Origin of the sequence: Colwellia sp. MB3u-4 (genome assembly GCF_014077065.1) — a bacterium.
GTDB lineage: Bacteria > Pseudomonadota > Gammaproteobacteria > Enterobacterales > Alteromonadaceae > Cognaticolwellia.
Window position 1 is genome coordinate 1 of record NZ_JACGVE010000073.1, and the last position, 10,793, is coordinate 10,793.

At 35.7% G+C, this 10,793-nt stretch carries 13 protein-coding genes; all 13 read right to left on the reverse strand.

The annotated features are described in order from the left end of the window. Window positions 1–515: 515 nt before the first annotated feature. Window positions 516–2,171, reverse strand: coding sequence for a B12-binding domain-containing radical SAM protein (locus H4J61_RS05435; protein ID WP_182184272.1), 1,656 nt, complete (start codon window positions 2,169–2,171; stop codon window positions 516–518). 107 nt (window positions 2,172–2,278) lie between these two features. After that, window positions 2,279–3,271 carry a DUF1186 domain-containing protein gene (locus H4J61_RS05440; protein ID WP_182184273.1) on the reverse strand — a complete coding sequence of 331 codons (993 nt, stop codon included), beginning with the start codon at window positions 3,269–3,271 and terminating at the stop codon, window positions 2,279–2,281. A gap of 558 nt (window positions 3,272–3,829) precedes the next feature. Then, window positions 3,830–4,303, reverse strand: coding sequence for a DTW domain-containing protein (locus tag H4J61_RS05445; RefSeq protein ID WP_182184274.1), 474 nt, complete (start codon window positions 4,301–4,303; stop codon window positions 3,830–3,832). Window positions 4,304–4,892: 589 nt separating this feature from the next. Then, window positions 4,893–5,690 (reverse strand): PhzF family phenazine biosynthesis protein, encoded by a 798-nt coding sequence (locus H4J61_RS05450; protein ID WP_182184275.1) that lies wholly within the window; start codon window positions 5,688–5,690, stop codon window positions 4,893–4,895. 150 nt (window positions 5,691–5,840) lie between these two features. Beyond that, the gene (locus H4J61_RS05455; protein ID WP_182184276.1) at window positions 5,841–6,011 is read right to left on the reverse strand and encodes a hypothetical protein; all 171 of its coding nucleotides are present in this window, start codon (window positions 6,009–6,011) and stop codon (window positions 5,841–5,843) included. 130 nt (window positions 6,012–6,141) lie between these two features. After that, entirely contained in the window at window positions 6,142–7,086 is a 945-nt protein-coding gene (locus H4J61_RS05460; protein ID WP_182184277.1) for an RDD family protein, read from the reverse strand. Window positions 7,087–7,212: 126 nt separating this feature from the next. Next, the gene (locus tag H4J61_RS05465) at window positions 7,213–7,587 is read right to left on the reverse strand and encodes a hypothetical protein (protein ID WP_182184278.1); all 375 of its coding nucleotides are present in this window, start codon (window positions 7,585–7,587) and stop codon (window positions 7,213–7,215) included. A 266-nt stretch (window positions 7,588–7,853) separates the two neighbouring features. Beyond that, window positions 7,854–8,180 (reverse strand): hypothetical protein, encoded by a 327-nt coding sequence (locus H4J61_RS05470; RefSeq protein ID WP_182184279.1) that lies wholly within the window; start codon window positions 8,178–8,180, stop codon window positions 7,854–7,856. A 130-nt stretch (window positions 8,181–8,310) separates the two neighbouring features. Further along, window positions 8,311–8,535, reverse strand: a complete 225-nt coding sequence (locus H4J61_RS05475) for a hypothetical protein (protein WP_182184280.1) — start codon at window positions 8,533–8,535, stop codon at window positions 8,311–8,313. 113 nt (window positions 8,536–8,648) lie between these two features. Beyond that, entirely contained in the window at window positions 8,649–9,089 is a 441-nt protein-coding gene (locus H4J61_RS05480) for an energy transducer TonB (RefSeq protein ID WP_182184281.1), read from the reverse strand. Between the two features lie 135 nt (window positions 9,090–9,224). After that, window positions 9,225–9,740 (reverse strand): sel1 repeat family protein, encoded by a 516-nt coding sequence (locus tag H4J61_RS05485; RefSeq protein WP_182184282.1) that lies wholly within the window; start codon window positions 9,738–9,740, stop codon window positions 9,225–9,227. A 105-nt stretch (window positions 9,741–9,845) separates the two neighbouring features. Then, entirely contained in the window at window positions 9,846–10,307 is a 462-nt protein-coding gene (locus H4J61_RS05490; protein ID WP_182184283.1) for a hypothetical protein, read from the reverse strand. A 113-nt stretch (window positions 10,308–10,420) separates the two neighbouring features. Beyond that, window positions 10,421–10,633, reverse strand: coding sequence for a GDCCVxC domain-containing (seleno)protein (locus H4J61_RS05495; protein WP_182184284.1), 213 nt, complete (start codon window positions 10,631–10,633; stop codon window positions 10,421–10,423). Between the last annotated feature and the right edge of the window lie 160 nt (window positions 10,634–10,793).

Consider the following 10,793-nt stretch of genomic DNA (forward strand, 5'->3'; position numbering starts at 1 on the left):
CGCAGAGAAAATGCATCTGGGCAAGACGCTTGATTGAGCAATAGCTGGCTATTGTGATTGAGAGCACCGTAGCCTTGGTGTATTTTAACCAGCACAAGTGGGCAATAACTTAATGAAATTGGTATAACTTAAACGGCAGCTATGAGTTTGTAGAGACATAGCGTTGTATTTATCCTGACAGATAACTGAGCCAACAATATAGTCTTTAACCTTTTTAAAAATTCAGATGGCAGAAGCTATTTACTCGATATAATCACTTTAGGGGCTAACCTATTACTTTGATTCAACGCCTTTCTTATACTCTGCGATAAATTAAATATTGCCTATTCTCTGAGCGCTAAAGCGTTTGAACTCCCCCTAATCCCTTAACAGAGCTTCAATAGGGTTCATTTTTGCCACATTACGGGCTGGAAGATAACTAAAAAAATACCTATGAGGCTCGAGCAAGCAGAAGCGGCTATTATGTCCCACCACACTTCTAGTTAAGAAAAAATAATTAAATTTATAATCAGCTATTAACTCATATGACGTTGTTGTCGCTGCAATGATTTATTCTTAACCCTAGCTGCTACTTGTGGAACCGCATAAAGGCTCAAGCTGCTAAACAAGCTTTTCAATTTAGCTGCTTCGTAATCTTGCTCTATCTTTTCGATAACTACTTCATGTTTTTCAGGATATAAAGCTTCAACCGCTTGTGAAATTAGCTCAAATAACTTTTTCAGGTTAATTTTATGAATTTGCCCAGTTTTATTAAAAATCCACTCGGTAATCGCCATAAAATCATCAAACGGTTCATCCGACAACATATGGGGTAAAGCGTATTTAAAACGCCCTGAATTACCTATCATGTCCCAATAGCGAGCAAAGCGATTAATACGTTGCATGGTGGTAAAGCTCACCCTGTCGGTACTTAAGATATTAAAAGGCGGCAAGGGATTAAAACGCAAATCAAATGCTTCGGTATGTCGAATAATCGGACTACCTTTCAAACGTTTCAATATACCCATTTGAATTTCATGTGGACGACAATGATAAAGTTGGTTGAAGCTGTCTTTAAAGGTCTCGAAGGTTTCGCCGGGTAAACCAAAAATAAGATCAGCATGAATATGTGCGTGGGTATGATCTTTTAACCAGATTAAATTGTCTTTCGACTTAGCGTTGTTTTGCTTACGGCTAATATTTTTTTGCACTTGTGTATTAAAAGTTTGTATACCAATTTCAAATTGCAAACTGCCCTCTGGAAATTGCGCTAACACCTCTTTTAACTTTCTAGGCAGATGATCAGGCACTACTTCAAAATGCAGATACAAGTCGTTAGTCATTCGATCTAAGAAAAACTGCATAATTTTCATCGTGGTATTAATATTTAAATTAAAGGTTCTATCAATAAACTTAAAATTACGCGCGCCACGGTTATATAAAATTTCCATTTGCTCCAGAAATATGACTATCTCAAATGGTACAGAGGTTTTATCTAACGACGATAAGCAAAACTCACACTTAAACGGGCAACCACGCGAGGCTTCAACATAAAGCAAACGGTGGGTTAAATCTTCATCGGTATAATACTGATAAGGTGATGCTAACTCATTTAATTCAACCGGTTTTGAGTGAACTATTTTTTTATCGGGTGGCGTGTTATCTATTATGTCTTTACACAGTTGATAAAAACTTAAATCCGCCGGACCTGTCAATACATAATCGGCATTGGCAACAATGGCTTGCTGCTCAGTTTCATAACTTACCTCTGGCCCACCTAAAATAATCTTAATGTCAGGCGCGATAACTTTTAATAAGCTAACCACATCGGTGGTTTCAACAATGTTCCATATATAGACCCCAAACCCAACAATATCAGGTTTTGACGCAAGAATTTGTTCAACAATATCAATGGCGCGAGTTTGAATAATAAACTCTTTTATTTCACAATAATCCTGTAATTCTTTTAAATTAGCGTAAAGATAACGTAAACCAAAACTGGTGTGAAAGTATTTAGCGTTGAGGGTAGCAAGCACAATTTTAGGCACAGCTTTATCCATTTCATCACTTTTTAACTCAGCAACCTGAGTACACTTTTTTATGGCATCAGGTTTTATGGCATCTGAGGTATGTGCTTCAGTTAGATCAAGCTGGGTAACGGTTAGTTCGGGATAATTTAATTGTTCTGCCATACTACTTTTTAAATACCTTTGATTAAATACCTGATAATAATGTGCAATTATACTGTGATTGCTGATGTTATTCAGCAATCTTATTTTGGCTATTCCAGCTTACTGTTTTACTGTAAACAACACTTTTTATATTTCTTGTTGCTGCCACACGGGCAAAGATCATTGCGGCCAGCCGTTGCTAATGAACTCACGGGCACACTGTTCTCTAAAATGGTATTTTCGTCGTACAAGATATTAGACAACAAACCGCCCTCGCCCATTAACGAATCAAATACATCAAGGTCGTCGTTCGAAAGGTTATCGCTTGAAAGGCTATCGATTGAAGGATTGTCGAATACTTCATCATCTGAGCCATCACCTTCAGCCCAAGAGTTTAAGGTGTCAACAAGGTTAAACTCTGTTTGAATGATGCCAGACTCGATCAACTTACGCCCATCAAGGCTTTGCCATGCTTTTACTTCATCTTGTTTAAAGCGGTATTCATCAAATACGTCTTTATCACATAAGCCAATAAACTGACTTTTAAGATCATCAAGTTGATATTCGATACAAGAATCAGCTAATGCGCTCATTAAAAAACTACTGATTGAACTGGGTAAAGCCAAAAATGCGGCCAACCATAGCGTGATATGTTCACTCAATTCAGCCTTATCAATAGTGCCCACTTCGTATTGAGCAAATACCGCTTCCATAGCAGATGCTTTGCCATACATGGCTTGATGACCAGCAACAATATAGTCAGACAAGGCTTGTGTATTACCATTAGCGACATTATAAAATAAGGTTGATGTTAATTCAGTAATCGCATCACCAAACACCCCTTCAATAGGGGTTAAAAACGAGTCACTGCACGAAAAAAGCTGTAAGCACTTTGACAGCGCAGGAGAATATTTTAATTCGGCTAATAATAAGGTGCCAAAAAATAAAACGGCATTCTGCTCATCAGTTAGCGAACTATCATCTGCGACAAATTGATCTATTATCTGCTCTAATTCAGCATAAAATGCTGACCAATTCGTTTTAGCTACGTCGAGCGCGGCAACAGGTAGTTCGTTGTCATGTGCATTACCTATTACTAATAAAGCTTGTTCTAAATTCATGTAAATTCCGCGTTAAATAATCAATGATGAGTGGCAAATGCCAAATGTTATGAGCATTCAAAGTGCGTAGATTTTAATCGGATTAAAAATATTAACTACAAGGTACATGCTTGACTAATAGCCAGCTATTAGGATTGAATGCAACAGGGTAACGGGCTTTTTAAAGCGAATAAAACAAGCAATTTGAATGATGATGGGGGTATCTTAAACACTTCTTATTACCGTTACCATGCAAAGCATTAGATTCAACCTAATTTTCATTTGATTTGCCACTATAACGTCCAAATTGCTCTTGTTTCGCTGCCATAAATTTAGCGTGCCAATTTAACCAGAACACACACTCCTTGAAAAATGAACAACAAGATTTAAGCCGACCTGGCTTTATTTAGAATAACAATGATGACTTATAGGACTTTAGCTAGATATTTAGTACGATAGCTAGATATTTTACAGTGGTTTTTTAGCTTGTTCATTCAATAAAAAATAGCGTAAACGCAGCCAACCCTAATCTTTAGTTTAATATTTTTTAAGTTTTTTGTTAAGTTTTTTGTTAAGTTTTTAGCCATTAAATTGCTCAAATTTTAATGATAATTCTGCTGCCATTTTATCTTGTCCTTTAAGCCTTAATACTTCGATTATGCATTCGATGGTGCATAGGCCACCTTTAGGTTGATTGGCTCTCAGGTTATATAACGAAGCATTTGCCGTTTTCAAAGTGCATTGTGGCGCATTTTTTAAATACGAGCTCTGGTTGAAGATTTTATTTGATTCCTGCCATGTGCTATCAATAATAATAATGTTTTCATACTCTTCAATTGTTGGCCTTGGCCTTGATGCTGCAGACGATGATTCTGCCTTCGAATATAATAATACCGCCTCATTATTTTCTATGAGTCGAGTCAGGTCTTTATTAGGGTTTACTCTTTCCCAGATTATACGTTCAACAATTTCATTAGCACTTTCTAGTGCCAGAGCGCCGGTATTAGTTGCCCTATGTAATTCACGCTCATGGGTAAGTAAAAATATTTTCATTATTAGGTATTGTTCCGCTTTAGATTATTGTTGTAATGCTTGTTCGCCATACCTGAATAGTTAGCGCAAAATCTACCTTAAGCGCTTCAAGTAAAATGTGTGGAGCCATACTAGGATTCACTGGGTAATAATATAATGGGCTAGCGTATGCGGCAAAGGATAAAAAGCTAACTGTATTTATACAAAACAAATAATTAATCTTATGTTTAAATGCTATAGCGCAAAAGTGAGTAACAGACTAATAAAATACTTTGCACCCTATTTTTTCAACTTTAAAGAATTTAAGTTGTTAATTTTCAATACCTAACAATAACAATAAAAAATCAAGCCAACGTTGGCAATTGGTGAATGCAATTCACTTTGTATAGCCACAGCAATTTTTAGGTTGTTATGAATCCCAAATTAAGATGGTTAACATTACACCTGGATTAAGATAACTTTTGCCATTCGAGACATTAGCTTTTAAAGGCACTTAACACTTCGGATTAGGTCTTCGATAACGCCTATTAAGAGGTAAAAAATTGTGTAGCGAAGCGTAGCCAACTGTTACGTGTCCTTGTTTGTTTATTTTCTTATAAAGCAAGAAAGACTAAACTTTAATTGTACCTTTTAAATAATGTACGGCTTTACCTAAAAGATAAACCTTATTATCCGCAACGTTGCATATTATATTGCCACCGCGTTTAGACGCCTGATATGCAATTAGTTTTGATTTATCAAGCTTTTCAGCCCAATAAGGGGCTAGGCCCGTATGGATAGAACCTGTAACAGGGTCTTCATCACCGCCATTTGCAGGCCAAAAATAACGAGATACAAAATCATAAACGTTTGATTTAGATTTAGAGGTTACAACAACATCATATGGAGCGAGCTGCTTTAATAACTCATTATCTGGAACGACTGAAGTCACATCAATTTCGTTTTCATAAACAACAAAGTATGCTTGATTGTTTAATAATACTTCCGTCGGCTTAATTGAAAGGCCGTTTAATAAAGCTGATGGTATATCGCTAATAACTTCAGGTGGCCTACTCGGAAAATCCATCTGAATATAACCATTATCCATTTTCGTAATAGATAAATTACCTACCGCTTCAGCGTAAAAATCAATATGAATCAAATTATCGTTTTTAGCAAAAATAACAAATGAAGATGCTAATGTCGCATGACCACAAAAATCAATTTCAGTTATAGGTGAAAACCAACGGATTTCATATTTGTGAAGGTTAATAACTTTAACAAATGCGGTTTCTGATAGGTTATTTTCCATAGCAATAGATTGCATAAGTTCATCAGAAAGCCAGTCGTTTGTAATAATTACGGCGGCTGAATTTCCTTTAAACGCAACATCTGTGAATGCATCAATAATGTTGATTTCTAATTCCAATTGAGAATCATACTCCATAGTGATATTTAAAAACGCCCTAATAATAAGCAAAAAATTGTTGGCTGAAATTAGCAATGAAGGAGCAAAAGCCAACTGCTTTTTGTCCGTTTGAACATCTTATATGTTGATTACAATTTACGATTGTTGGTTTTAGGATGACCGTTTATGGTGAGGCTTAAAAATACCAACCCAAAAAGCAAGCTCCAATAAAATAGCTAAAACAATAAATGCAATCGAACCAATAGCACTACCAATAAAATAACAAACTAGTGCTAAGCAAATCAAAGCGCCTAATAATAAATACTTACCTAATTTACTCATGTTTCCTCCTTCTTACAGCCAAAGCCAAACTAACGCCTCATTCAGAGGCAAAAAATAGTTGGTTAAAATAAGCGACGCAGGAGCAAAAACCAACTGTTTCTTGTCCTTTGGAATGACTTATAGATTACGGTTACTCCGAACCTTTTAGTTCTTGTGGGTTAAACTGGTGGTTGTAACTATTCCACTTTGAAGCAATACCAATATCATAACCGTAGGTAAGAGTTACTTGAATTAAGTTTTTATTTAGTGACTCTGGGTACGTATTAATTATAGTTTGGGCTACTTGCTTTGCGATATCTGGATCGTCAACATTATCTTTATATAGAAAAGCCTGAGTATTCACGTATGTCGTTGTTTTGCTGACAGAATCAGATGAAGTAAAAGTAGTTGAACCTTCTGTAACCCCTGCATATTTTACTAATTCGTTATTATTTATTGCTTCCTGTGTTGCTAACAGGTCTTTAAAAGGTTCTGATTTCGCTAAGTCAGAAGTAAATACAGGTACAAGGCCTGCTGTAACAAATAAGACTGCAACTACAACTAAGTGAGGTTTCCACACTGATGGCACCTCTTCAGAATTAACCTTAGAGTTTACAACATAAGTGCCTACCACAAGATCATGAATTGATTGACGCGTAACGCGGTTAAAAATATATAAGTAAGAAATTGAGAATAAGCCACCAAATATAATAAATGATAACGGATACATTAAGTATGAGAGCAATGCTTCGTTAGTAATTTGCGCTCCATTAAGTGAAAATGGAACGGCAAGGAAGCTATACCTTAAAAAGGACTTAGGCAGGCTTAAAGTTGAATTGGATGAATCAACGACTCTTATGTTTAGAAGTTTTTTACCGATTGTCTGACCATTTGATAAAGAGCTATTCATCACCCCAAAATATGTGATTGATACTACAAAACCAATTAATCTTCCCCATCCACCAAGCTCGACGAAGGTATCTTCTAGAAATAGGCCTACAACATAACCCAAAACACCTAAAAATAGAGTATCAATCAACAAGGCTCCGATTCTTCTCCAGAATCCACAAATCCATTTTCCTTGTACTTCTTCCAAAATTTAATCCTTACTACAATGTTTTAAAAGTAATCTAACGCCCATTTAAGCGGACAAAAATTGTTGGTTAAAATGTGAAGCGAAGCGGAACCTAACCAACTGTTTTTGTTACGTTTGAAGTACTTGTTATATTCCAGCGACGTTAAACCTACCGTGTTTAACCCAACCATAAAGAAATACAGAACTGACAATACACTGAATTAAAATAATCCAGAAAAAAGAAGCCTCGAGGAAACCTGGATAGCTCAGGGTGTACATCAATGAGATTAAGCCGAACAAACCACCAAAGCTAAGAAAACCTAATACGGTCAAAGTAGAAAAGTAGCCAATGTTCTTTCTAGACACGATGCCGTAAATAGCAACTGCTGCGAAACATAGAAAAATCGCTGACGAAACTATGGTCAGATCATTTACTCCACCGTCTACAATTTTCTCCTGAGCCAACTTCACCCCTCTCATTAGAAGAAGCAGTATTAACCAGCCAATAGTTAGATTTCTCATCATACTCCATGTGAACATAACGAGCTTGTAGAATAACTCGTTTTTTATGAATTCCCCCTAAAATCGGGGTACCAAAAGCATTACCTATATCGAGTAAATCGTCTACAGCGTGATACAGGAACATAAAAATTTAGTGATTTTGGCTGAATTAGTTATTCTACAGCCTCAACGCCCTACTAAGGGGCTAATAAATAGTTGGCTAAAATAGCGAACGAAGTGAGACTAGCCAACTGTTTTTAGTCCCGCTTGAGTAGCTTGTTAGCAGCTCAACTCAAATTAAGGATGCGGTTAACAAACTCTTGCGTTTCTTCACTAAACATTTCAAGTTGTTCAACACTCAAAACATCATATTTTTTCAATGTAACAATCTTTAATATCACATTATTGCGCGTTGGATTGTTAAACATTTCAGCTATTTTGGCATCTTCTGTTTCAATAAAACGATACAAATCTAAATATGATTCATGTTCTTTACCAGATCGAACATTGGCAATATTATTGACTTGCCTAAAAACCAACTCACAAGCTTTGGCTGTTAATTCTGATTGCAGTTTACGAAACAACTTCCAATCTTTCTCAGGAATGGATGACATATCAAACCCTCTTTGACTGCTAACGCCGCTTTAAGCGGCGAGTAATAGCTTGCTAAAATGTGTAGCGAAGCGAAATCGAGCAAACTGTTAGCAGTCCCGCTTAAAATGCTTGTTATATATATTATCCACTTTACCAGTCAAATAAATCAAATATCACAGCCAAAAGAGTATTATTACGCGCATGTTTTATACCTTTTTTTACATCTGACTTTTCGACGTTACCAGTGTTTAAATGTTCAGGTAAACCCCTTTCTCTTTGTTCTACGCTAGTCTTAACATCAGATAAAACCATGTGGTTTGTGCTTGAGCATCCAGATATTAATAATAAAATGAAAAACAATGTTGATAATTTCATACACCCTCCTTGAAATATATAACGCCAAGCTAAGCAGAAAAATACAGTTAGGCTAAACTGCGCGAAGCGCGAGCCAACTGTAATTTTTCCGTTTAAGCGCCTTATTATGTGAATTAGCCACATGCTAATTGTGATTGTTGTTTACAAGCTATTTGGGATTGTTCTGTTGATTCACCACCCATACAGAAATCCAATCTTAGAGTTCTTTTTTCTGGTGCAGATTCTGCGACTGTTGAAGCAGGAACCCATTTCCATTTTCTAAGCATTTTACGAGAGTATTTACCGACATACTTTTTAGGTACTGAGTTAATTATTTCAACATTCTCAGTTTTACCTGATTTGGAAATATTAAAAGATAAAACAGCGCAGCCTTTTATTCCAGAACGGGCAAGCTCTATTGGGTATTTAGGCGTGTTTTGATTTGCACGCTTCCAAATGAAGTCACTAGTCGGTTTAACATCTGTAACCTGTACATCCGCATAAATATTCTTCGCTACGCTACTTATGGATACACTCATAAGCGCGAAAGCAGTTAGGGCTAATAAATTTTTCATATACACTCCATTGTTTAATCAATTCACATAAAACCCAAATAACAGACTAAGTAATGGTTGGCTAAAATTGTGTAGCGAAGCAAAACGTAGCCAAGCATTACAGTCCTGCTTTATTAGCTTGTTAGGCTAAGATTATTACTCAACAAGATCAACTGGGTACAAGATACCAAGCCCATTATATTTATGACATTTTAAAACTAGCCTTCTTTGTGCATTAATGCCTTTTTGACAGGTTACATCTTGGCTTTTTAAGCCGTAACGTTTGATATATTCTTTAACTATCTCATCTATTTTATCTTTTTGTTGTTCTGTAGCGGCTGCATAGAAATTGTTATATTGCTCAGTCCATTCTTTAACATTGGCTTCTTTTGCAACACCTAACCAGCCCATACCTAACAGTGTAGATTGTTGAACATAATTACCTTTAAGAAACATAAAGGCTAGCGCATACTGAGAGCCTTTATATCCCCATGCAGCAGGCTCTTTAAGTAGGTTAAATGCATCTTCGTAATTGCCTTTATCATATTGCTTAATCCCATTTATCTCTTTAAACCCCAAAGATATCGTGGTTTTTCTCACTATATCTGTTGATTTACACGAAAATAAAAAAACAGAAAGACACAGTAGTGATACCAATCTTTTAATACGCATTTAAAATCCTTTAATACGAGTAAACTTGATAGTAGCCAAACGCCCTATTAATGGGCTAAAAATTGTTTGCTAAAATAGCGAGGAACAAGCAACAGCAAACAATTTTTAGCCCTGCTTGATTGACTTATAAAGCTTTTTAGCAAAACTATACAACAAGAAATTCTTAACTTTACCTTTTCCCGATTTAACCAAAGGCCAGTTATACGAAAACATTGGTTCACCATTATTTTCGTAAACAATAGTCAATGCAGTAAGGTTATCAATTGCAGTATTGAGACTCAATAATAAGGTAGATTTCATTGTTGCTTTATCGTTTATTAAGGGAATTTCAATATAACCACGGGCGAATACTTTTCCATTTAAGTCTAATGGAAAAACAAATGCCTCTTCCATGGCATCACCTATTGTATATGTGTAAAAACCTTTGCCATATTCATCAATTTCTAACAAATGATAGGAGTAATTTACTCCATTAAATTTAGCCCCTTCCCAAGTCCCCTCAAAGCTTGTATTAGCAATTGCATTAACAGATAAAAAGGTAAATAAAATAACTATCAGAGTACGCATAATTTCCTTTGCTTTATAGCACCCAATTAACGGGCAATAAAATTATTGTCTAAAATGAGTGACTTAGGAGAAAAAGCCAACTTTTTTTATCCCTGTTTAATTTCTTATGTGAATTAACTACCACAAGTTCCGTTTTCTTGTATTGGCGGGCACTTAACTGTACCAAAAGAGCAAAAAACACAGCAATCACCAGCTAAAGGCTTTAAGAGTTTATGACAAGATGTACATTCATAAAAATATTGGCAAGCATCCATTGGCATAGTTTCTTCATTTTTTGCACCGCATTCAGGGCAAGTGATAATCGATTCTAGAATTATCTGATTCATTTAATACCTCAATAGATTAAATTTCACTATTCACATAACGAGCCTGTAGAATTACTCGTTTTTATTATAATTATTTAATCAAAATACTCTAACTGGATTATTTTCTTTTAACAATCAAAAACGTTTACGTTTTTGGCGATTTTAATGTTTGCATTGTTAA

Coding starts and splice junctions, on each gene's coding strand:
- H4J61_RS05435 (WP_182184272.1), bottom strand. CDS start 2,171: ATGGCAGAACAATTAAATTATCCCGAACTAACCGTTACCCAGCTTGAT.
- H4J61_RS05440 (WP_182184273.1), bottom strand. CDS start 3,271: ATGAATTTAGAACAAGCTTTATTAGTAATAGGTAATGCACATGACAAC.
- H4J61_RS05445 (WP_182184274.1), bottom strand. CDS start 4,303: ATGAAAATATTTTTACTTACCCATGAGCGTGAATTACATAGGGCAACT.
- H4J61_RS05455 (WP_182184276.1), bottom strand. CDS start 6,011: ATGAGTAAATTAGGTAAGTATTTATTATTAGGCGCTTTGATTTGCTTA.
- H4J61_RS05465 (WP_182184278.1), bottom strand. CDS start 7,587: ATGAGAAATCTAACTATTGGCTGGTTAATACTGCTTCTTCTAATGAGA.
- H4J61_RS05470 (WP_182184279.1), bottom strand. CDS start 8,180: ATGTCATCCATTCCTGAGAAAGATTGGAAGTTGTTTCGTAAACTGCAA.
- H4J61_RS05475 (WP_182184280.1), bottom strand. CDS start 8,535: ATGAAATTATCAACATTGTTTTTCATTTTATTATTAATATCTGGATGC.
- H4J61_RS05480 (WP_182184281.1), bottom strand. CDS start 9,089: ATGAAAAATTTATTAGCCCTAACTGCTTTCGCGCTTATGAGTGTATCC.
- H4J61_RS05485 (WP_182184282.1), bottom strand. CDS start 9,740: ATGCGTATTAAAAGATTGGTATCACTACTGTGTCTTTCTGTTTTTTTA.
- H4J61_RS05490 (WP_182184283.1), bottom strand. CDS start 10,307: ATGCGTACTCTGATAGTTATTTTATTTACCTTTTTATCTGTTAATGCA.
- H4J61_RS05495 (WP_182184284.1), bottom strand. CDS start 10,633: ATGAATCAGATAATTCTAGAATCGATTATCACTTGCCCTGAATGCGGT.